This window comes from Pseudomonas sp. ADAK13 (assembly GCF_012935715.1).
Lineage (GTDB): Bacteria > Pseudomonadota > Gammaproteobacteria > Pseudomonadales > Pseudomonadaceae > Aquipseudomonas.
Map to the genome: position 1 here is coordinate 1635704 of NZ_CP052860.1, position 21598 is coordinate 1657301.

16 protein-coding genes and 2 tRNA genes are annotated in these 21598 nt (G+C 60.3%); 4 read left to right on the forward strand and 14 right to left on the reverse strand.

Annotated features, from left to right (window positions below):
* Window positions 1–148 precede the first annotated feature (148 nt).
* The 8 genes from HKK54_RS07805 to rnr form a co-directional block, all read right to left on the reverse strand.
* Window positions 149–2452: a YgiQ family radical SAM protein gene (locus HKK54_RS07805; protein WP_169386502.1), complete on the reverse strand. Its 2304-nt coding sequence runs from the start codon at window positions 2450–2452 to the stop codon at window positions 149–151.
* Window positions 2453–2551: 99 nt separating this feature from the next.
* The gene (gene dnaB / locus HKK54_RS07810; RefSeq protein ID WP_003217484.1) at window positions 2552–3946 is read right to left on the reverse strand and encodes a replicative DNA helicase; all 1395 of its coding nucleotides are present in this window, start codon (window positions 3944–3946) and stop codon (window positions 2552–2554) included.
* Between the two features lie 120 nt (window positions 3947–4066).
* A complete protein-coding gene (gene rplI / locus HKK54_RS07815; protein WP_003171376.1) occupies window positions 4067–4513 on the reverse strand; it encodes a 50S ribosomal protein L9 in 447 nt (148 codons plus the stop codon).
* Between the two features lie 18 nt (window positions 4514–4531).
* The gene (locus HKK54_RS07820) at window positions 4532–5419 is read right to left on the reverse strand and encodes a hypothetical protein (protein ID WP_010173874.1); all 888 of its coding nucleotides are present in this window, start codon (window positions 5417–5419) and stop codon (window positions 4532–4534) included.
* Window positions 5420–5455: 36 nt separating this feature from the next.
* Window positions 5456–5686: a 30S ribosomal protein S18 gene (gene rpsR, locus HKK54_RS07825; RefSeq protein ID WP_002551829.1), complete on the reverse strand. Its 231-nt coding sequence runs from the start codon at window positions 5684–5686 to the stop codon at window positions 5456–5458.
* Between the two features lie 28 nt (window positions 5687–5714).
* Entirely contained in the window at window positions 5715–6137 is a 423-nt protein-coding gene (gene rpsF / locus HKK54_RS07830; RefSeq protein WP_003217491.1) for a 30S ribosomal protein S6, read from the reverse strand.
* A gap of 309 nt (window positions 6138–6446) precedes the next feature.
* Window positions 6447–7202 (reverse strand): 23S rRNA (guanosine(2251)-2'-O)-methyltransferase RlmB, encoded by a 756-nt coding sequence (rlmB, locus tag HKK54_RS07835; protein WP_003217493.1) that lies wholly within the window; start codon window positions 7200–7202, stop codon window positions 6447–6449.
* The gene (gene rnr / locus HKK54_RS07840; RefSeq protein ID WP_169386503.1) at window positions 7199–9832 is read right to left on the reverse strand and encodes a ribonuclease R; all 2634 of its coding nucleotides are present in this window, start codon (window positions 9830–9832) and stop codon (window positions 7199–7201) included. Before rnr ends, rlmB begins: the two co-directional genes overlap by 4 nt.
* Before the next feature lie 224 nt (window positions 9833–10056).
* On the opposite strand from rnr, the gene HKK54_RS07845 reads away from it, so the two are divergent.
* The 4 genes from HKK54_RS07845 (at window position 10057) to HKK54_RS07860 (ending at window position 13139) form a co-directional block, all read left to right on the forward strand.
* Window positions 10057–10143: transfer RNA gene (locus HKK54_RS07845), tRNA-Leu, on the forward strand.
* A 173-nt stretch (window positions 10144–10316) separates the two neighbouring features.
* Window positions 10317–10403, forward strand: a tRNA-Leu gene (locus HKK54_RS07850).
* Between the two features lie 145 nt (window positions 10404–10548).
* Complete coding sequence (locus HKK54_RS07855; RefSeq protein ID WP_169386504.1) at window positions 10549–11574, forward strand: extracellular solute-binding protein; 1026 nt, start codon at window positions 10549–10551, stop codon at window positions 11572–11574.
* The gene (locus tag HKK54_RS07860) at window positions 11574–13139 is read left to right on the forward strand and encodes an ABC transporter permease (RefSeq protein ID WP_169386505.1); all 1566 of its coding nucleotides are present in this window, start codon (window positions 11574–11576) and stop codon (window positions 13137–13139) included. Before HKK54_RS07855 ends, HKK54_RS07860 begins: the two co-directional genes overlap by 1 nt.
* 108 nt (window positions 13140–13247) lie before the next feature.
* Here the strand turns inward: HKK54_RS07860 and HKK54_RS07865 are convergent, their stop codons facing one another.
* From HKK54_RS07865 to hflX, 6 genes are all read right to left on the reverse strand, one after another.
* Window positions 13248–15182 (reverse strand): methyl-accepting chemotaxis protein, encoded by a 1935-nt coding sequence (locus HKK54_RS07865; protein ID WP_010173803.1) that lies wholly within the window; start codon window positions 15180–15182, stop codon window positions 13248–13250.
* A gap of 139 nt (window positions 15183–15321) precedes the next feature.
* Entirely contained in the window at window positions 15322–16611 is a 1290-nt protein-coding gene (locus HKK54_RS07870; protein WP_078469554.1) for an adenylosuccinate synthase, read from the reverse strand.
* Window positions 16612–16665: 54 nt separating this feature from the next.
* Entirely contained in the window at window positions 16666–17853 is a 1188-nt protein-coding gene (locus tag HKK54_RS07875) for an ATP phosphoribosyltransferase regulatory subunit (protein ID WP_010173801.1), read from the reverse strand.
* Between the two features lie 301 nt (window positions 17854–18154).
* Window positions 18155–19021 carry a protease modulator HflC gene (hflC, locus tag HKK54_RS07880; RefSeq protein ID WP_003217510.1) on the reverse strand — a complete coding sequence of 289 codons (867 nt, stop codon included), beginning with the start codon at window positions 19019–19021 and terminating at the stop codon, window positions 18155–18157.
* The gene (gene hflK / locus HKK54_RS07885) at window positions 19021–20196 is read right to left on the reverse strand and encodes an FtsH protease activity modulator HflK (protein WP_010173799.1); all 1176 of its coding nucleotides are present in this window, start codon (window positions 20194–20196) and stop codon (window positions 19021–19023) included. The genes hflC and hflK overlap by 1 nt, the downstream gene beginning before the upstream one ends.
* Window positions 20197–20292: 96 nt before the next feature.
* Window positions 20293–21594 (reverse strand): ribosome rescue GTPase HflX, encoded by a 1302-nt coding sequence (gene hflX / locus HKK54_RS07890; RefSeq protein ID WP_003217514.1) that lies wholly within the window; start codon window positions 21592–21594, stop codon window positions 20293–20295.
* Window positions 21595–21598: the final 4 nt, after the last annotated feature.

The following is a 21598-nucleotide window of genomic DNA, read 5'->3' on the forward strand; positions in this document are numbered from 1 at the left end:
GACTCCCACATTTGGAATGCATTCTCCTGTGGGAGCCGGGCTTGCCCGCGATGGCGATTTGATGGGCGCCACCTTAACAAACAGGCTACCCACCCGCTAGAAAGCAAAACGCCAGCACGAGGCTGGCGTTTTGCGATTCAGGCTGCGATCAACGCGGCACGACCGGCTTGCGGGCTGGCTTCTTGCCTTTGCCCTTGGCCGCGTCGGTGCGTTCCTTGGCGGCCTGCTTGTTGCGCGCCATGGCCGCGGCCTTGGCTTGCTCGCGCTTGTCCCACGGGTTGCTGCCATCACTGCCACGCGGCGGCAAGCCGGTGTGCTGGGTGAGGATCTTGGTGGTGGTTTCCTTCGCCACCTTGTGGCTGCCAGCCGGCGTCGAGTTCTTGCGACGGGCGCTCTGGTAGCTGTCGGTGGACGGTTGGTGCAACGGAATCAGTTGCTCCTTGCCCGGCCCGATCAGGTCGGCCCGGCCCATGCGGGTCAAGGCTTCACGCAGCATCGGCCAGCCTTTCGGGTCGTGGTAGCGCAGGAAGGCCTTGTGCAGGCGGCGCTGTTCTTCGCTCTTGACGATGGTCACCGCGTCGCTCTTGTAGGTGACCTTGCGCAGCGGGTTCTTGCCCGAGTGGTACATCGCCGTGGCGGTGGCCATTGGCGAGGGATAGAACGCCTGCACCTGGTCGGCGCGGAAGCCGTTGCCCTTGAGCCACAGGGCCAGGTTCATCATGTCTTCATCGGTGGTGCCCGGGTGGGCGGCGATGAAGTAAGGAATCAGGTACTGCTCCTTGCCCGCTTCCTTGGTGTACTTCTCGAACATGCGCTTGAACTTGTCATAGCTGCCAATGCCCGGTTTCATCATCTGGTTGAGCGGACCTTCCTCGGTGTGTTCCGGGGCGATCTTCAGGTAGCCACCAACGTGGTGGGTCACCAGCTCTTTGACGTACTCCGGCGACTCGACCGCGAGGTCGTAGCGCAAGCCGGAAGCGATCAGAATCTTCTTCACACCCGGCAACGCACGGGCGCTGCGGTACAGCTGAATCAGCGACGAGTGGTCGGTGTTCAGGTTCGGACAGATGCCCGGGAACACGCAGGACGGCTTGCGGCACGCGGATTCGATTTCCGGGCTCTTGCAGGCAATACGGTACATGTTCGCGGTCGGACCGCCGAGATCGGAGATGACGCCGGTGAAGCCGGGCACCTTGTCGCGGATCTCTTCGATTTCGCGAATGATCGACTCTTCGGAACGGTTCTGGATGATCCGGCCTTCGTGCTCGGTGATCGAGCAGAAGGTGCAGCCGCCGAAGCAGCCACGCATGATGTTCACCGAGAAACGGATCATGTCGTAGGCCGGGATCTTTTCCTTGCCGTACGCCGGGTGCGGAATACGGGCGTAAGGCATGCCAAACACGTAGTCCATTTCTTCGGTGGTCATGGGAATGGGCGGCGGGTTGAACCACACGTCCACTTCACCATGCTTCTGCACCAGGGCGCGGGCGTTGCCCGGATTGGTTTCCAGGTGCAACACGCGGTTGGCGTGGGCGTACAGGACCGAGTCGCCACGGACTTTTTCCACGGACGGCAGACGGATAACCGTCTTGTCGCGGGTCATGCGCGGGCTGGCCAGGATCTGTACGACCTTGGCTTCTTCCGGGTCTTCCACCGGGCCCTTTTCCTGCTCGATGGCGCAGGCCTGGGTGTCCTGGGTGTTCACGTACGGGTTGATGATCTTGTCGATCTTGCCCGGGCGGTCGATACGGGTGGAGTCCACTTCGTACCAGCCTTCAGGCGTGTCACGGCGAATGAACGCGGTGCCGCGCACGTCGGTGATGTCTTCGATCTTGTGGCCCCACGACAAGCGCTGGGCAACTTCGACGATGGCCCGCTCGGCGTTGCCGTACAGCAGGATGTCGGCGCAGGCGTCGATCAGGATCGAGTTGCGCACCCGGTCCTGCCAGTAGTCGTAGTGGGCGATGCGGCGCAGGGAGGCCTCGATGCCGCCGAGTACGATCGGCACATGCTTGTAGGCTTCCTTGCAGCGCTGGCTGTAGACCAGGCTGGCGCGGTCCGGACGTTTGCCGGCCATGCCACCTGGGGTGTAGGCGTCATCGGAACGGATTTTCTTGTCGGCGGTGTAGCGGTTGATCATCGAGTCCATGTTGCCGGCCGCGACGCCGAAGAACAGGTTCGGCTCGCCGAGCTTCATGAAGTCGTCTTTGGACTGCCAGTTGGGCTGGGCAATGATCCCGACGCGAAAGCCCTGGGACTCCAGCAGCCGGCCGATGATTGCCATGCCGAACGACGGATGGTCCACGTACGCGTCACCGGTGACGATGATGATGTCGCATGAATCCCAGCCAAGCTGATCCATCTCCTCCCTGCTCATCGGCAGGAATGGCGCAGGACCGAAACATTCGGCCCAGTACTTGGGATAGTCAAATAACGGCTTGGCTGTTTGCATGACGGTGACCGGTGTTGAGATGAAAAATCGCGGGCGCGGAATATAGCACAAAATTTGACCAATTCCGACCTTTGCAGTCGGAATTGGTGGGACGACTATTTACTCGTCTTCGAAGTTATAGCTGCCCGGCGCCAGGTTTTCGAAGCGGGTGTATTTACCGATAAAGGCCAGGCGCGTGGTGCCGATCGGGCCGTTACGCTGCTTGCCGATAATGATTTCGGCGATGCCTTTATGCTCGGTTTCCGGGTGATACACCTCGTCCCGGTAAACGAACATGATCACGTCAGCATCCTGCTCGATCGCTCCGGATTCCCGCAAGTCGGAGTTGATCGGGCGCTTGTTGGGACGTTGCTCCAGGGACCGGTTGAGCTGCGACAGGGCAACCACCGGGCAGTTGAATTCCTTGGCGAGGGCTTTCAACGAGCGGGAAATCTCGGAAATCTCGTTGGTCCGGCTGTCACCGCTTGAGCCCGGGATCTGCATCAACTGCAGATAGTCGATCATGATCAGGGCGATGTCGCCGTGCTCACGCACCAGGCGTCGGGTACGTGCGCGCATTTCCGACGGGCTGATGCCCGCGGTGTCATCGATGAACAGCTTGCGGTCGTTGAGCAGGTTGACCGCCGAGGTCAGGCGCGGCCAATCGTCGTCTTCCAGGCGACCGGCACGCACCTTGGTCTGGTCGATGCGGCCAAGGGACGACAACATACGCATGATCAGCGATTCACCTGGCATCTCCAGGGAATAAACCAGTACCGCCTTGTCGCTGCGCAACACGGCGTTTTCCACCAGGTTCATGGCGAAGGTGGTTTTACCCATGGACGGACGACCGGCGACGATGATCAAGTCCGCGGGCTGCAAGCCGCTGGTCATGCCATCCAGGTCGGTGTAGCCGGTGGACAGGCCGGTGATGGCGTTGTCGGTGTTGAACAGGGTATCGATACGGTCGATGGCCTTGGTCAGCAGGTCGTTGACGCTGACCGGGCCGCCGGTTTTCGGCCGGGCTTCGGCGATCTGGAAGATCTGCCGTTCGGCCTCGTCGAGGATCTCTTCGGCGGTACGGCCTTCGGGGTTGAAGGCGCTGTCGGCGATCTCGGTGGCAATGCCGATCAACTGGCGCAACGTGGCCCGCGCACGGACGATCTGCGCATAGGCCTTGATGTTGGCGACCGATGGCGTGTTCTTCGCCAGTTCGCCCAGGTAACCCAGGCCGCCCACTTGGGACGTCTGGCCTTCCTTGTCCAGTTGCTCGGCCAGGGTCACCACGTCGATCGGTGAGTTCTGGTCAGCCAGCTTGGCAATGGCGCGGAAGATCAGGCGGTGGTCATGACGGTAGAAATCGCCGTCCGAGACTTGATCCAGCACGCGCTCCCAGGCGTTGTTGTCCAGCATCAAACCACCGAGCACGGCCTGTTCGGCCTCGATGGAATGCGGCGGCACCTTCAGGGCAGCGGTTTGCAGATCATATTGCTCAGGAGCGGAGATATCGTTCATGGCCACTTGGAATAGTTGGAGAATCAGGGGCTACAGAAAAACAAAAGGCACGACCTGTAAACAGGATCGTGCCCGATGTTAACCGCCCGGCACGCGAGGTGCCAGTCAGTTAGGTACTGCTTAAGCAGCTACCACAACAACGCGTACGGTTGCTTCGACTTCAGCGTGCAGGTGCACGGCTACATCGAATTCGCCAACGTTGCGGATGGTGCCGTTCGGCAGACGAACTTCGCTCTTCTGCACTTCAACGCCGGAGGCGGTCAGTGCATCAGCGATGTCGTGGGTGCCGATCGAACCGAACAGCTTGCCTTCGTCACCGGCGGTGGCAGTGATAGTCACTTCCAGCTCAGCCAGTTGGGCAGCGCGAGTTTCGGCCGAAGCTTTTTTGTCTGCTGCTGCTTTTTCCAGCTCGGCACGACGCTCTTCAAACGCAGCCAGGTTGGCAGCGGTTGCAGCGGTGGCTTTGCCGTATGGCAGCAGGTAGTTACGACCGTAGCCGGCCTTAACGTTCACTTTGTCGCCCAGGTTGCCCAGGTTGGCGACTTTTTCCAGAAGGATCAGTTGCATGTGAAAATCCTCTAACTTTTAACCTTCACCGTTCGCGTTATCGGCGTCTTTCGGCGCCAGACGACCGCGAAAATCAATCAGGCCGTCGACAATGGCCAAGACCACGAGTAACGGATAGATCAGCTGCATGAACAGCAACAGCGTTACGTACAACCCCACCAGCCAGAATCTGCCCAGTCGCTTTTGCGCCACCAGCCCATGAATCAGGGACAGGCCGGCGAATACCAGCGGTACGCTGCACAACGGCACCAACAGCGCCAGGCCAAACGTCGGCCCGACCACCATGAACGCCAGCAGCAACATCGCGGGTCCTGCGGGGATTCTGATACTGCGAAATTCGCGACCAAAACCGCCCGGGTTATACAACAACGCCTGCCAGTAACGCCCAAGAATCAGGCTCAGCACGCTGACGATCTGCAACAAGGCCGCAATCAGGCCGGTAAGCATCGGTGCAATCACTGACGCGAGACGCGCTCGCTCCTCTACCGATAACTGCTGGTAGAGATCCCCGAGGGCCAGCGGCAGGATCTTTATGATCTCCTGCGCCAGCGCCTCGATTTGCGGGCGGAAAGCCGCGCCAAGCGCCAGTGAATACACCAACCCCAATGCCACGCTGACCAGCAGCGTACGGACCCAGGACTCACTTGCGCGTAAAACCAACGCAAGGGTCGATGAACCGAGCAGTACCAGAAGTACCCGTGGATCATCGAATTTCAACCACCAGACCAAGGCCGGCAGTATTCCCAGGGCAAGAACGCCAAGGGCGTCCTTCAAACCGCGCCGCAGGAGCACAAGGCAACCTGCAGCAGCACCCAACCAATACAACAACGGCAATGCTGCACATCCAGCCACTACCAGAGTGGCCTGCACACGACCGCGCATGATGAACTCAGCTAAGGCGCGCATGCATTCAATCCCTTACTACTTGTCGACTGCCCGGTCTCAGCGGCCGTGGCTGTCGGTGTAGGCCAGCAGGGCCAGGAAGCGGGCGCGCTTGATAGCGGTGGCCAGCTGACGCTGATAACGAGCTTTGGTACCGGTGATGCGGCTTGGAACAATTTTGCCGGTCTCGGATACGTAGGCTTTCAGAGTGTTGAGATCTTTGTAATCGATCTCCTTCACGTCTTCAGCGGTGAAGCGGCAGAATTTACGACGACGGAAGAAACGTGCCATTTGATAGGCTCCTTAAAAGGTCCGTGGATTACTCGTCAGCGTTATCGCTGTTGTCGCTGTCATCACTGTCAGCGCTTTCAGCGCCTTCGTGCTCAGGACGGTCGCGACGCTCACGGCGCTCACTGCGGTTTTCTTCAGCCTTGAGCATCTCGGATTGGCCGGTAACGGCTTCTTCGCGACGGATGACCAGGTTACGGATCACTGCATCGTTGTAGCGGAAGTTGTCTTCCAGCTCGGCCAGGGCCTTGCCAGTGCACTCAACGTTCAGCATCACGTAGTGAGCCTTGTGAACATTGTTGATTGCGTAGGCCAGTTGACGACGGCCCCAATCTTCCAGACGGTGGATTTTGCCGCCGTCTTCTTCGATCAGCTTGGTGTAACGCTCTACCATGCCGCCGACTTGCTCGCTTTGATCCGGGTGGACCAAAAAGATGATTTCGTAATGACGCATGAATGCTCCTTACGGGTTGTAGCCTGCCGCTCAAAAACGGTCAGACAAGGAGTGAATGACACTTATGGATCTTGCCGAAGGGAGGCACATGCGTGCCTGCCATGAAGGCAAGGGGCGCAATTGTAGAGAAGGGGGAGAAAGGGTGCAAGGTGATTGGTGATTATTTGAACAGTCACCCCACCCCACAAAAACAAATGTGGGAGCTGGCTTGCCTGCGATGACAATGGCACAGGCAACATCTCTGCTGACTGACACACCGCCATCGCGGGCAAGCCCGGCTCCCACAGGGTCTTGCGTCGCTCTTAAGCCTTATTTCTTGGCTTTGGCCTTGGCGCCACGCTGGCGCTGGGCTTCGAACAGGCAGACGCCCGTTGCGACTGAAACGTTGAGGCTGCTGACGCTACCGGCCATCGGCAGGTGCACCAGGTAGTCGCAATGTTCACGGGTCAGGCGACGCATGCCTTTGCCTTCGGCGCCCATGATCAGGATGGTCGGGCCGGTGAGGTCCTGGTCATAAATGCTGACCTCGGCCTCTCCCGCCGTACCCACGACCCACAAGCCGCGCTGCTGGAGTTTCTCCAGGGTACGCGCCAGGTTGGTCACCGCCACCAGCGGAATCACTTCTGCCGCACCGCAGGCGACTTTACGCACCACAGGCGTCAAGGTGGCCGACTTGTCTTTAGGCACGATCACCGCCAGTGCGCCGGCAGCATCGGCCGAACGCAGGCAGGCACCCAGGTTGTGCGGATCGGTCACGCCGTCGAGCACCAGCAGCAGCGGCGCGCCTTCGGTGCGATCGAGCAACTCGTCGAGCATCGCCTCGCCCCAGACCTGGCTCGGGCTTACGTCCGCGACCACACCCTGGTGAACGCCTTCGACCCAGACGTCCATTTCACGACGCTCGGCCTGGCCGATAGCAACCTTGTTTTGATTGGCCAACTCGACCAGCGCTTGTACACGCGGCTCACTACGGCCTTCTGCCAACCACACCTGTTTGACACGCTTCGGGTGGTGACGCAGCAACGCTTCTACGGCGTGAACGCCGTAGATTTTTTCCAGACTCATGACTTGGCCTTAGGTTTGCGCGACCCGCCGCTTTTCGCGGGGGCCGAACCCGCTTTTGGCGGGCCTTTACGGTGTTTACTCGGCTTGCTCGACGGTTTTTCCGCCTCGCGGGACTTTCCCCCAGACGCCGCTTTACCACCGCTTTTGGCTTCGTTGAGCAACTGCTGCTTCAACTCGCGGCTCTTGCGCAGCTCGGCGTTTTTCGCCGCGGCATCGCTAGGGCGGTAGGCTTCGGGGGCCTTGTCCTTGGCAGACGAACGACGAGCAGGCTTGGCAGGTGCTGGCTCGGCGACTGCTGCTTTCGCAGGAGCCCCTTTGCCTTTGGCGGCCGGCGCTGCAGTTTCGTTGCCACGTTTTTTACGGCCAGTCGGCTCAACAGGCTTGTCTGGCATGCCGAAGTCGATCTTGCGCTCGTCGAGGTCGACGCGCATGACCTGCACTTCCACGGTGTCGCCCAAACGGAAGCTGCGACCGGTGCGCTCGCCCGCCAGGCGGTGATGCACAGGGTCGAAGTGGTAGTAGTCACCCGGCAAAGCGGTGACGTGCACCAGGCCCTCGACGTAGATATCGGTCAGCTCGACGAACAGGCCAAAACCGGTAACGGCGGTGATCACACCCGGGAACGACTCGCCCACGCGGTCTTTCATGAACTCGCACTTGAGCCAGTTCACCACGTCGCGGGTGGCTTCGTCGGCACGTCGTTCGCTCATGGAGCACTGCTCGCCCAGCTGTTCCAGGGCCGCTTCGTCGTACGGATAGATCCGTGCCTTCGGAATGGTCATGGCACCGGCGCGCTTGACGTGCGGGGTGTTCTGCTTGGAATGGATCACGCTGCGGATCGCCCGGTGCGTGAGCAAGTCCGGGTAACGGCGAATCGGCGAGGTGAAGTGGGTGTACGCCTCATAATTCAGGCCGAAGTGGCCTTGGTTATCAGCGCTGTACACCGCCTGGCTCAGCGAGCGCAGCATGACGGTCTGGATCACGTGGTAATCCGGACGGTCCTTGATGCTCGCGAGCAGAGCCTGGTAGTCCTTCGGCGTCGGGCCGTCCTTGCCTTTGTGCAGGGACAGGCCGAGCTCACCGAGGAACGCGCGCAGCTTCTCCAGACGCTCCGGCGGCGGGCCGTCGTGCACCCGGTACAACGCAGGAATCTCGTGCTTCTTCAGGAATTCTGCGGTGGCCACGTTGGCGGCCAGCATGCATTCCTCGATCAGCTTGTGAGCATCGTTACGCGTGGTCGGAGTGATCGCGGCGATCTTGCGCTCGGAACCGAAGACAATCCGGGTTTCCTGGGTTTCGAAGTCGATCGCGCCACGCACGTGACGAGCGCCCAGCAGCACCTTGTACAGCGCATAGAGCTGCTTGAGGTGCGGCACGACATGGCCGTACTCACCGCGCAAGGCTTTGGCTTCGCTGGTTTTCGGCTGTTCCAGGATGGTGCTGACCTTGTTGTAGGTCAGGCGGGCCTGGGAGTGGATCACCGCTTCGTAGAACTGGTAGTCGGTCATTTCGCCGGTTTTCGAGATGGTCATCTCGCACACCATGGCCAAACGGTCGACTTTCGGGTTCAGGGAGCACAAACCGTTCGACAGCTGCTCAGGCAGCATCGGGATCACGCGCTCGGGGAAGTACACCGAGTTGCCGCGCACCTGGGCTTCGTTGTCCAGGGCCGAACCGATCTTCACGTAGCTGGACACGTCGGCAATCGCGACGAACAACTTCCAGCCGCCGGAGAACAGGCGCAGTTTGCCGGGCTTGGCTTCGCAGTAGACCGCATCGTCGAAGTCGCGGGCATCTTCGCCGTCAATGGTGACGAACGGCAGATGGCGCAGGTCGATGCGTTTCTCTTTGTCTTTTTCTTCAACTTCAGGCTTGAGCTTGGAGGCTTCTTTCAGCACCGCCTCAGGCCAGACGTGGGGGATATCGTAGGTGCGCAGCGCAACATCGATTTCCATGCCCGGCGCCATGTAGTTGCCGACCACTTCGACGATATCGCCCTGTGGCTGGAAGCGCGCAGTTGGCCAGTGGGTGATTTTCACCTCGACGAACTGACCGACCTTGGCGGCGCCATTGCGGCCCGGGGTGATCAGCACTTCCTGCTGGACCTTCGGGTTATCCGGCACGACAAAGCCGATGCCGCCTTCTTCGAAGTAACGACCAACGATGGACTCGTGGGCACGGGACACCACTTCGACGATCACGCCTTCGCGGCGACCGCGACGGTCGAGGCCGGAAACGCGCGCCAGGGCACGGTCGCCATCGAACACCAGGCGCATTTGCGCCGGGCTCATGAACAGGTCGTCGCTGCCATCGTCGGGGATCAGGAAGCCGAAACCGTCACGGTGGCCGGCGATGCGGCCGAGGATCAGGTCGAGCTTGTCCACAGGCGCGTACGTGCCACGGCGGGTGTAGATCAACTGGGCATCGCGCTCCATGGCGCGCAGGCGGCGACGCAGGGCTTCGAGTTGGTCTTCGGTGGTCAGACCGAATTCTTCAACCAGCTGCTCGCGGCTAGCAGGCGAACCCCGATCGGCGAGGTGCGCCAGGATCAGTTCGCGGCTAGGAATAGGGTTTTCATATTTTTCCGCTTCACGAGCGGCCTCGGGATCGAGGGACTGCCAATCGGCCATTAGAGAGTTTTCACCTTGTCTATATGCGGGTTAGTTTGGCATACGCGTATTGAAACGGGAAATTTCAGGTGTCAACAAGCCCGTAAAAGCACTTTGTAGCCCTTGGAATGCACCTTGCGCGACCGCCCACGAAATATTCCAGACTTTTTTCATGGCAGGGCTTTACAGCAGAAAATAGCCTCCGTATAGTGCGCGCCATCGACGACGGCAACGTTGTTGATGCTGCCCAGGTGGTGAAATTGGTAGACACGCCAGCTTCAGGTGCTGGTGATCGCAAGGTCGTGGAAGTTCGAGTCTTCTCCTGGGCACCAATTTCAAACTCAAGGTTCTTCCTCGAGTCTCCAAAAACCCGCGAAAGCGGGTTTTTGCGTTTCAGGCCTTTGATTTTTAACGAGAATCTTGATTTATATTTTTGAATCAGGGGTTTACAGATCAAAAAGCCCTCCGTATAGTTCGTTCCATCAACAGCGCAAGCGTTGATAATGCCCAGGTGGTGAAATTGGTAGACACGCCAGCTTCAGGTGCTGGTGATCGCAAGGTCGTGGAAGTTCGAGTCTTCTCCTGGGCACCAAATTCAGATCAAACCCGCGAAAGCGGGTTTTTTCGTTTCCGGGGTTTGAAAACCTGCCCGCTGATTTCCCCCCTCGCCCGCACTTGAGAAGTTTTATCGTTTATCCTTGTAAGGATTTGTTGCACTCAAGTGAGGAAAACCCCGGATGATGATCCGCGATACCCGTCTCAAGACATCCCTTCTGCGTGGCCTGACCATCACTCTGCTCGGCCTGACCCTGCTCTCGCCCGCCGCCTATTCTGCCGACAAGGTCGCCCTGACCCTGTACAACGGCCAACACAAGGAGGTCGGCGATGAACTTGCCAAGGCCTTCGAAGACAAGACAGGCATCCACGTCAATGTGCGCAAAGGCAGCAGCAACCAGCTGGCCAGCCAGGTCGTCGAAGAAGGCGACCGCTCCCCTGCCGACGTGATCTACACCGAAGAATCGCCGCCGCTGAATAAACTCGGCGAGCAAGGCCTGCTTGCGACCATTGACGCCAGCACCCTCGATGTATTGCCCAAGGAATATGTAGCCGCCAATGGCGCCTGGATGGGCGTGACCGCACGCACCCGCGTCGTGGCGTTCAACCCGAAACTGATCGCCGAAAAAGACCTGCCCAAGTCGGTACTGGATTTCGCCGGTCCTGAATGGCAAGGCAAGGTCGGTTTCGTACCGACCAGCGGCGCGTTCCAGGAACAGGCCGTAGCAATTATCAAACTGCACGGTCGCGAAGCGGCTGAAGAATGGCTGACCGGCCTGCGGGCGTTCGGCAAGGTCTACAGCAACAACATGGTTGCGCTCAAAGCCGTGGAAAATGGCGAAGTAGCCACTGTACTGGTGAACAACTACTACTGGTTCGCCCTGAAGAAAGAAAAAACCAATCTGGATTCCCAACTGCACTACTTCACCAACGGTGATGCGGGCGGCCTGATTACCGTGTCTGCCGCGGCTGCGCTGAAATCCAGCAAGCATCCAAAAGAAGCCCAGCAACTGTTGGCTTTCATGGCCAGCGAAGAAGGCCAACGGGTCATCACCAACACCTCCGCCGAATACCCGCTGCGCAAGGGTATGGAATCCAACCGCGGCCTCAAGCCTTTCAGCGAGCTGCAACCGCCGAAAGTCACCCCTGCCGACCTGGGCAACGCCGAAGAAGCCCTGGAAATGGAACGTGACGTTGGCTTGAACTGATGAACCCATCGCTCCCCACCCCCGCTTTGCGCGGGGGTTTTACGCCAAGACGCAAGCGCCCTTCGATCGGGTTGCTGCTGCCGGTCCTGCTACTGGTGGGGCTGAGCCTGTTGCCGCTGGTGTATGTCGGCCTCAAGGCCTGGCAAGCGGGCTGGGCCGAGGCCGTGCACTTGCTGTGGCGGCCTTATGTGTTCGGGTTGCTGCGCAACACCTTGGCGCTGATGGTCGGCGTGACCGTGGCCTGCGGCGTGATCGGCCTGTCGCTGGCCTGGCTGCTGGAACGCAGCAACCTGCCGGGCCGGCGTATCTGGGGAGTGATTCTGTGCCTACCGTTTGCGGTGCCGGCGTTTGTCAGCAGCTTTACCTGGGTTTCGTTAAGCGCCAACTTTGAAGGGTTGGGCGGAGCGATCCTGGTGATGACCCTTTCTAAATACCCACTGGTGTTTCTGCCGGTGGCGGCAACTCTGCGCAATCTTGATCCATCCCTGGAAGAATCGGCCCGCACCCTTGGCCTGAATCGCTGGGGCGTGTTCTTTCGCATCACCTTGCCTTTACTGTGGCCATCACTGCTGGCCGGGGCACTGTTGATTGCCCTGCATATGCTGGTGGAGTTCGGCGCACTGTCGATCATCGGCTTGCAGACATTTACCACCGCGATCTATCAGCAATTCGAGCTGGAGTTCAGCAATGCCAATGCAGCGATGCTGTCGGCCGTTCTGCTGGTGATGTGCCTGACGCTGCTTTGGCTGGAACTGCGGGTGCGCGGCAAAGGCCGGCATGTGCGCACCGGGCAGGGCGCGGCACGACACGCTGAACAGGTTCGACTCGGTAAATGGGCGCCTCTGGGGCAGCTGTATTGCCTGCTCCTGGCGATTATTGGGAGCGGCATTCCACTGGGCATGCTCGGTTATTGGCTGGCCGTGGGCAGCTCAGCGGCGTTTCCGGTCGCCGAGATCAGCGAGGCACTGCTTTCCTCATTGGCACTCTCCCTAGGTGGCGCCGCGCTGTGCCTGTTGTTTGCAGTACCGGTGGGCCTGCTGGTGGTGCGCTACAAGGGCCGGCTCGCTCTGTGGGCCGAACGCCTGCCGTACTTGCTGCACGCCCTGCCCGGCCTGGTGATTGCGCTGACGCTGGTGTATTTCGCGCTGCATTACGTGCCGGCGCTGTATCAGACGTCGGCGTTGTTGCTGATTGCTTATGCGTTGCTGTTTTTGCCGCTGGCCCAGGCGCCGATCCGCACGGCGCTGAACAAGGCGGCACCGCAGCTGGAAGAAGCGGCGAGAACCCTGGGCGCGTCGTCGTTCAGTGCGTTTTGCCGGGTGACATTGCCGATTATTTTCCCGGCACTGGGCGCGGCGTTTGCGCTGGTGTTCCTGGATGCGATGAAGGAATTGACGGCCACGTTGCTGCTCAGCCCTACCGGGCTGAACACCTTGGCGACTGCCGTGTGGGCGCATACCTCGAATGTGGAATTCGCGGCAGCGGCGCCCTATGCAGCATTGTTGATTTTGGTGTCGGGGCTGCCGGTGTATTTGCTTACGACGCGGATGTATCTGAGTCGCTGAAGCCGCCATCACAGGCAAGCCAGCTCCCACACTTGACCGTATTCCAAAACTGGAACTCGATCGAGCGTGGGAGCTGGCTTGCCTGCGATGAGGCCGAAACAGGCGACATCAAGCCCGAAACTGCCCCAGGCTCGCCTTCAGCTGCGCCGCCAGCCCATCCAGCACCTTGCCACTGGCGGTAGTCTCCACCACCGCCTGAGCGGCCCGCTCTGCCTGGGCATGGATGATTTCCACCCGCCCACGCACCGCATGCGCGCCTTGCGCCTGATGCTCAGCCGCACGGGTCGCCAGGCCAATCGCCGCATGCACCTGCTCTACCGAGGCCTGCACCGACTGTTGCAGGCGCACGCTGTCGCGCAACACCAGCAAACCTTCGCTGGCCTGGCGCCCGGCCTTGCCGATGGTCTCCACCGCCTCACGGGCGCCTTGCTGCAACGCCACGATGTGGGCCTGGATATCACCGGTAGAACTCTGGGTTTTACTGGCCAGGGCACGTACCTCGTCCGCCACCACCGCAAAACCGCGACCGGTCTCACCAGCCCGGGCCGCTTCGATCGCCGCATTGAGCGCCAGCAGGTTGGTTTGCTCGGCAATCCCGTGGATCACCGTCAGGACCACCTCGATCTGCTCGCTCTGCTGAGCCAGCCGCTCGATCACCCTGGACCCGGCCTGCACCTGCCCCGCCAACGCCTCGATCAGGCTGCCGACTTCGGCAGAAGTACGTGAGTTCTCATCAGTCGCCTGGCGAATATCCACCACCTGCTGCAACGCTGCCTGCATCGCATGGCTTTCCGCCTGGGCCTCATCCGCCATTTGCGACAGCGCCCGCAGGCTCTCCGCAACTTCATCACGCTGTAAGCCGGCGGCCGCGTCGGCGCCGGCATTGCGCAAGGTCATCGCACCGATTTCCACGCCGGTACGCTGGGCCACATCGCCCGCCTCACGCACGATCGGCTGCAACTTATCCACAAAGCGATTGACCGCCGAGGCCATGTCGCCGATTTCGTCCTGGCTGTTGATCTGCACGCGCTTGGTCAGGTCGCCCTCTCCCGCGGCCAGATCGTCCATCGCTGCAATCAACAACTTCAGGCGATTGACCACGCGACGCCCGAGCACCACGGCAATCAGCAACAGCACACCAAAGCCGACCACCGCCAGGCCCATGCCGATACGCCAGCGCAACGTGCCCGCCGCCTCTTGCACGGCATGGGTGGTATTGGCGGTCATCTGGGTGGCCGTGGCTTGCGCCGACTGCAAGCGCGCGCCCATCGCCGAAGCGCTGTCAGCTGCGGCCCCCTTGAGGCTGTCGCCCACCAGTTGATCACTGCTGGCAATCAGCGCGGCAAAACGCTTATCCAGTGCGGCCAAGTCGACGTCCACCGAAGCAGTTGAAACCCCCATGATGACCTTGCCGATCTCCACGCCGTTGGGGCTGATGGACGCCTCAAGGTAGTAAACCGACGGATCGTTTTTCGCCGCATCCAGCACCTTGTCCAGAGCACGCTCGCCCTGCCCTTTCTCCAGCAGCGCCGCATTAATCGGGTTTTCCCGGTTCAGGTAGCGGGTGAGATGCTGGCCAGTGGCGTCGTCGTAGACCACGAACAACACATTGGGATTGCGCTGGGCACGCCGGGCGAATTCCGACAGGGTCGGCACGTCGCTGTCCCACATGGCGCGGGGCGCCACGGAAGCCAGCAGCTGCGCCATATCATTGGCGGAGTCCTTCAGGTCTTTTTCCAGGGTCGCACGCAGTTGCTTCTGCTCGTCCTGCAGACGCGTGGAAAGCCCTGCCGTCAGACGCTGGCGGGTGCTGGAAGACAGGCTGTCCAGACTGGAGGTGACTTCCTTGCCAGCCTGGGCCAGTTCGCCGGAGAGTTTCTGACTGTCGACACCCAGCCGATTACCTAAATCAGCTTCCAGCGCGGTGACCGTGCTCCGAGTCAGCGCGACCGCCACCAGCACTTGCACCAAAAGAGCGATACCTAGGGTAACGAACACCGGCCGCAACAGTCGGCTTTGTAACAATGAGAGAACGGCAGACATCGTGAATCCCTCCACCTGGGGTGCCATTAAATTGATAGCACCACGAAAGAGAGAAACACAGCAAGGGTCGTGCCGTATAGCAAACAGAAACGACAAAGGGCCCCCGAAGGGACCCTTTGTGTTTTACATCAACAGCTTATTAAGCGAACGGGTGACGCAGAACGATGGTCTCGTTGCGGTCCGGGCCCGTCGAAATAATGTCGATTGGCGCACCGATCAACTCTTCAACACGCTTGATGTAAGCGCGGGCGTTGGCCGGCAGCTCTTCCAGGGTCTTGGCGCCCACGGTCGACTCGGTCCAGCCCGGCACTTCTTCGTACACAGGCTGCAGGCCCACGTAGCTGTCCGCGTCGGTTGGGGCAACGTCCTTGCCTTGTGCATCTTTGTAGCCGATACAGATGTTGATGGTTTCCAGGCCGTCGAGTACGTCCAGCTTGGTCAGGCAGATGCCCGAGATGCTGTTCACATCGATAGCGCGACGCAGGATAACGGCGTCAAACCAGCCACAACGACGGGCACGACCAGTAGTAGCGCCGAACTCGTGACCTTGTTTGGCCAGGTGCGCACCGACGTCGTCGAACAGCTCAGTCGGGAACGGACCCGAACCTACGCGCGTGGTGTAGGCCTTGGTGATGCCGAGGATGTAGTCCAGGAACATCGGGCCGACGCCCGAACCCGTCGCAACGCCGCCAGCGGTGGTGTTGGAACTGGTGACGTACGGGTAAGTGCCGTGGTCGATGTCCAGCAACGATCCCTGGGCGCCTTCGAACATGATGTCTTTGCCAGCGCGACGCAGGTCGTGCAGCTCGGCAGTCACGTCCAGCATCAGCGGCTTGAGCAGCTCAGCGTATTCCTTGCACTCGGCCAGGGTCTTTTCAAATTCGATGGCCGGCTCTTTGTAGTAACCCACCAGCATGAAGTTGTGGTAATCCACCAGCTCACGCAGCTTGTCTTCAAAGCGCGGCATGTTGAGCAGGTCGCCCACACGCAGGCCACGACGTGCAACCTTGTCTTCGTAGGCCGGGCCGATGCCACGACCGGTCGTACCGATCTTCAGCTCGCCACGGGCCTTTTCACGGGCCTGGTCCAGCGCAACGTGGAAGGACAGGATCAGCGGGCAGGACGGGCTGATACGCAGGCGCTCACGCACAGGTACGCCTTTCTCTTCCAGCTTGGTGATCTCGCGCAGCAGGGCGTCAGGTGCAACCACCACGCCGTTGCCGATCAGGCACTGTACGCCTTCGCGCAACACACCCGACGGGATCAGGTGCAAGACGGTTTTTTCGCCATCGATGACCAGGGTGTGGCCAGCGTTGTGGCCACCTTGGTAGCGCACTACGGCGGCAGCATGTTCGGTCAGCAGATCAACGATCTTGCCTTTGCCCTCATCACCCCATTGGGTGCCCAGGACTACGACATTCTTACCCATAACACTTGTCCTCATTCGCGCAAACTTGGTGCCGGCAGTGGCCGGCAGGAAAACTCAAGAAGCCAGTGGCGATACTTGCCAAAGCCCGTTCTGCAGAATCAATTGCCGGTCGCAGTCCGCTTCACGGGCGGCGGCCAATGGCTGCCCAGGCAGGGCCTGGACCACACGTTGACCCTCACTGCGCAACTGGCAAACCTGCTGCCAGAGTGCTGCGTCCGTACTGTCGGGCATCCAGATACCGCCAGACGGCAGCTCGACCTCAGCACGCCCCAGGGTCACCAGGGTTTTCAAATCGGTGGAAAAACCGGTCGCCGGACGGGCACGACCGAAGTCGGCGCCGATATCGTCATAACGACCGCCCTGGGCGATGGCCTGGCCAACACCCGGGACAAACACCGCGAACACCACACCGGTGTGGTAGTGGTAACCGCGCAACTCACCCAAATCAAAATACAGCGGCAACTGCGGGAAGCGCGCCGACAACTGCTCGGCAATCGCCAGCACGTCGTCCAGAGCTGCCAAAACGTCAGCCGGCGCATTCGCCAGGCGATCACGGGCGGCGGTCAGTACTTCACGGCCGCCACACAGGTCTACCAGCGCACGCAGCATGCCGGCCAGGTCGGCAGGCACGCCCGCCGTCAGGGCGATCACTTCATCGATGGCCTTGCGTTGCAGGGCATCGAACAACTGTTGTTCCACTTCACCCGACAAGCCGGCCGCACGGGCCAGGCCGCGGTAGATGCCGACATGCCCGAGGTCCATGTGCACATCCGGCACATCGGCCAGTTGCAGCATGGCCAGCATCAGGCTGATGACTTCCACGTCGCTGCTCGGGCTGGCATCGCCGTACAACTCGGCGCCCAGCTGGATCGGGCTACGGGAAGACGACAAGGCACGCGGTTGAGCATGCAGCACGCTGCCGGCGTAGCACAGGCGGCTTGGCCCTTCACGACGCAGGGTGTGCGCATCAATGCGCGCCACTTGCGGCGTGATGTCGGCACGAAAGCCCATTTGCCGGCCCGATTGCGGGTCGATGACCTTGAAGGTGCGCAGATCCAGGTCCTGGCCCGCGCCGGTCAGCAGGGATTCCAGGTACTCGATATGGGGGGTCACGACAAACTCGTAACCCCAGCTCTGGAACAGATCCAACACCTGGCGGCGCGCGATTTCAATGCGCGCAGCTTCTGGTGGCAGTACTTCTTCGATGCCATCTGGCAGCAGCCAGCGGTCTACCGTTGCCATTACGCCATTCCCCTATGATCCGGGCGGCCAGCCCTCGGGCGAGCCTTGAGTGAAGCAGAAAATACCCGGCCCCTGCATAAACCACGCGCAAGAGCGACGTGACGAACGACCAACAATCGGCCTCGTCGGGCACTTTCCTCGAAAAACCTGTGGCGTCTGCGGCGCAAAACCACAATCAAACATGCAGACGCAAAAAAGCCGGGAATTTCCCGGCTGCCGCATCATACACCCGTTTTCTGAAAGGATCACCCCGCCCGGCATTTTAGCCGCCCGACGGAGTGATTATCAGACTACATGGGGGTTACTTGGACTTTTCCAGGTAGCGGAAGAAATCGCTACTTGGGTCCAGCACCATGACGTCGGTTTTGTTCGCGAAGCTTTCACGGTAGGCACGCAGGCTACGGTAGAACGCGTAGAACTCCTGGTCCTGGCCGTACGCCTTGGCGTAGATCGAAGCGGCTTGAGCATCACCATCACCACGGGCCTCTTCAGACTCGCGATAGGCTTCAGCCAACAGTACGCGACGCTGACGGTCGGCATCCGCACGGATCCCCTCTGCCAGCTCGTTACCCTTGGCGCGGTGCTCACGAGCCTCGCGCTCACGCTCGGTGCTCATACGCTCGAACACGCTGCGGTTCACTTCCTTCGGAAGGTCGATGGCCTTGACCCGAACATCGATGACTTCGATGCCCAGCTCTTTTTCCGCCATCGCGTTCAACGAACGCGTGATGTCCGCCATCAGCGCGTCACGTTCACCGGATACCACCTCGTGCAGGGTGCGCTTACCAAACTGGTCACGCAGGCCCGATTCCAGACGGCGCGACAAACGCTCGTCAGCAATCTGCTTGAGGCCGGAAGTCGCGGTGTAGAAGCGCTCGGCATCCTTGACGCGCCACTTGGCGTAGGCGTCAACCATCACAGCTTTCTTTTCCAGGGTCAGGAAGCGTTGTGTCGGTGCATCCAGGGTCATCAGGCGGCCGTCGAACTTGCGCACCTGGTTGACGTAGGGGACTTTCACATGCAGGCCCGGCTGGACATCCGCCTGAACCACGCGACCGAATTGCAGCAACACCGCGCGCTCGGTCTGAGACACGATATAGAAGCAGTTCCAGGCAGCGATGACCACGACGACGCCCACAATCAGGGCGGTCAGCGATTTATTGCTCATCAACGACTCTCCCTGGTACGTGTTTGCTGTTGCAGCAAGTCAGCGGCCGCACGGGCACTGGCTTCATTGGCAGCAGCATTGGAACCGGTGGACGGTGCGCTGGTGCCGCTACGACCACCTTCGATCATCTTGTCCAGCGGCAGGTACAGCAGATTGTTCTGCCCGCCCTTGCTGCCGGTCACGAGAACCTTGCTGGTGTTGCTGAAGACTTCCTGCATGGTGTCCAGGTACAGACGCTCACGGGTGACTTCCGGTGCCTTGCGGTACTCGGCCACCAGTTTGGTGAAGCGGTCTGCCTCACCCTTGGCGCGGGAAACCACTTCGTCGCGGTAACCGTTGGCATCTTCAAGGATGCGCTGGGCCTGACCACGGGCTTCCGGCACGACGCCGTTGGCGTAGGTTTCAGCCTGGTTGCGCGAACGCTGCTCGTCTTCACGGGCGCGGATCACGTCATCGAAGGCTTCCTGCACTTCACGCGGTGCCGCTGCGCTCTGTACGTTGACCTGGGTCACGGTGATACCGGTGCGATAGGTGTCGAGGAACCGTTGCAGGCGCTCCTTGATTTCGCTGGCCATCAATTCACGACCTTCGGTCAGCACCTGGTCCATTGCGGTGGAACCCACCACGTGGCGCAGGGCGCTTTCAGTCGCATGTTGCAGGCTGATTTCCGGCTGATCGACGTTCAGCACGAAGTCCTGCAGGTTGCTGATCTTGTACTGCACGGTCAGCGGCACTTCGACGATGTTCTCGTCTTCGGTCAGCATCTGGCCCTGCTTGGTGTAGGCACGCTCACGCGTGACGTTCTCCATGTACTTTTTATCGATCGGCGGGAAGTAGATGTTCAGGCCCGGGCCAACGGTCTCGTAGTACTTGCCGAAGCGCAGCACCACGGCTTGCTCCTGCTCGTCCACGACATAGACCGCGCTGTACAGCCAAACAGCCGCCAGCACGACGAGGCCGATGCCGAGCAGGCCGTAACCACCGCCCTTGCTCGTACGACCGCCTTCGTCACCACCACGTTTTTTCCCACCACCGAACAACCCATTCAGGCTTTCCTGCAGCTTTCGGAAGGCCTCGTCGAGATCTGGTGGCCCCTTGCGGTCGCCATTATTGCGGCGTTTACCACCCCAAGGATCCTGATTATTCGAGTTGCCACCCGGCTCATTCCAAGCCATAGCGCTCTCCATCTGATAAAGCAAAGACGCACCCACGGCGCGCCGACCAATGCTACAGAATGCCTGTCACAGCGGCACAACCGCTTTCTCAGGCTTTTATTGCAAAGTGTGTTGTTCGATGAACTCCGTCGGCACAACGCCTTCACGGCTGACCAGCCGATTCAGCTCCGAGCGCGGCAATCGAACGGCCAGCAAGCTGACGCCTTCTTCGTCGTGTTCTTCTTTCTGTACCGCGCCCAGCTCGAAAAACTGTGCACGCAGTCGAGCAAAACGCTGAGGCAAGCGCAAGGTGCCGACAAACAAATCGCTGCCCAACAACTCGGCAATGGCCTGTTCAAGCAATTCCAGGCCACTGCCATCACGCGCCGACAGCCAGACCCGCTGGGGCTTGCCGTTCTCGTCGCGCTGGATTTGTGGCTCAACGCCTTCAAGCAAATCGAGTTTGTTATAGACCTCGAGGATCGGCAAGTCCTGGGCACCAATCTCGCCCAGCACCACCATGACCTGTTCAATCTGCAACATGCGATCCGGTTCTGCCGCATCGATCACGTGCAACAGCAGGTCGGAATTGCTCGACTCTTCGAGCGTAGACCGAAATGCCTCGACCAGCTTGTGGGGCAGGTGACGAATGAAACCCACGGTATCGGCCAGGACAATCGGCCCCAGGTCGTCCAGCTCCAGACGGCGCAAGGTCGGGTCGAGGGTCGCAAACAGTTGGTCGGCCGCGTACACGTCCGATTTCGTCACGTTATTGAAGAGCGTGGATTTGCCGGCGTTGGTATAGCCCACCAGGGAAACGGTAGGGATATCCGCACGCATGCGGCCACGGCGCGATTGTTCGCGCTGGCTGCGCACCTTTTCCAGGCGGCCCTTGATCTGTCGCAGGCGCACCCGCAGCAGGCGCCGGTCGGTTTCCAGCTGGGTTTCACCCGGGCCGCGCATGCCGATACCGCCACCCTGACGCTCAAGGTGAGTCCAGCCACGAACCAGCCGGGTGCTCATGTGGTCAAGCTGGGCCAGTTCTACCTGGAGCTTGCCTTCATGGGTACGGGCGCGTTGGGCAAAAATATCGAGAATCAGACCCGTGCGGTCGATCACGCGACACTCGAAGACACGTTCGAGGTTACGTTCCTGACTGGGCGTGAGGATGTGATTGAAAATCACCAGATCGGCCTTCTCGGCATGAACCAGGTCGCGCAATTCCTCGACCTTGCCGCTGCCAATCAGGAATTTGGCGGTTGGCCGATGACGCGGCACGTTAAAAAACGCGACGGTCTCGGCGCCGGCCGAATTTGCCAACTCCTGAAACTCCTGCGGATCTTCGCGCGCCTCAGGGTCCTGTCCATCCAAGTGAACGAGGATTACTCGCTCACCACCACCGTGGCGCTCAAAGAACAAAGGA

Bases quoted from the DNA above. Each gene is read 5' to 3' on its own strand.
- HKK54_RS07875 (WP_010173801.1), bottom strand. From the start codon at position 17,853: ATGGCAACGGTAGACCGCTGGCTGCTGCCAGATGGCATCGAAGAAGTA.
- HKK54_RS07855 (WP_169386504.1), top strand. From the start codon at position 10,549: ATGATGATCCGCGATACCCGTCTCAAGACATCCCTTCTGCGTGGCCTG.
- hflC (WP_003217510.1), bottom strand. From the start codon at position 19,021: ATGAGCAATAAATCGCTGACCGCCCTGATTGTGGGCGTCGTCGTGGTC.
- rplI (WP_003171376.1), bottom strand. From the start codon at position 4,513: ATGCAACTGATCCTTCTGGAAAAAGTCGCCAACCTGGGCAACCTGGGC.
- rpsR (WP_002551829.1), bottom strand. From the start codon at position 5,686: ATGGCACGTTTCTTCCGTCGTCGTAAATTCTGCCGCTTCACCGCTGAA.
- HKK54_RS07820 (WP_010173874.1), bottom strand. From the start codon at position 5,419: ATGCGCGCCTTAGCTGAGTTCATCATGCGCGGTCGTGTGCAGGCCACT.
- rpsF (WP_003217491.1), bottom strand. From the start codon at position 6,137: ATGCGTCATTACGAAATCATCTTTTTGGTCCACCCGGATCAAAGCGAG.
- HKK54_RS07870 (WP_078469554.1), bottom strand. From the start codon at position 16,611: ATGGGTAAGAATGTCGTAGTCCTGGGCACCCAATGGGGTGATGAGGGC.
- rlmB (WP_003217493.1), bottom strand. From the start codon at position 7,202: ATGAGTCTGGAAAAAATCTACGGCGTTCACGCCGTAGAAGCGTTGCTG.
- HKK54_RS07805 (WP_169386502.1), bottom strand. From the start codon at position 2,452: ATGCAAACAGCCAAGCCGTTATTTGACTATCCCAAGTACTGGGCCGAA.
- dnaB (WP_003217484.1), bottom strand. From the start codon at position 3,946: ATGAACGATATCTCCGCTCCTGAGCAATATGATCTGCAAACCGCTGCC.
- HKK54_RS07860 (WP_169386505.1), top strand. From the start codon at position 11,574: ATGAACCCATCGCTCCCCACCCCCGCTTTGCGCGGGGGTTTTACGCCA.
- HKK54_RS07865 (WP_010173803.1), bottom strand. From the start codon at position 15,182: ATGTCTGCCGTTCTCTCATTGTTACAAAGCCGACTGTTGCGGCCGGTG.
- hflK (WP_010173799.1), bottom strand. From the start codon at position 20,196: ATGGCTTGGAATGAGCCGGGTGGCAACTCGAATAATCAGGATCCTTGG.
- rnr (WP_169386503.1), bottom strand. From the start codon at position 9,832: ATGGCCGATTGGCAGTCCCTCGATCCCGAGGCCGCTCGTGAAGCGGAA.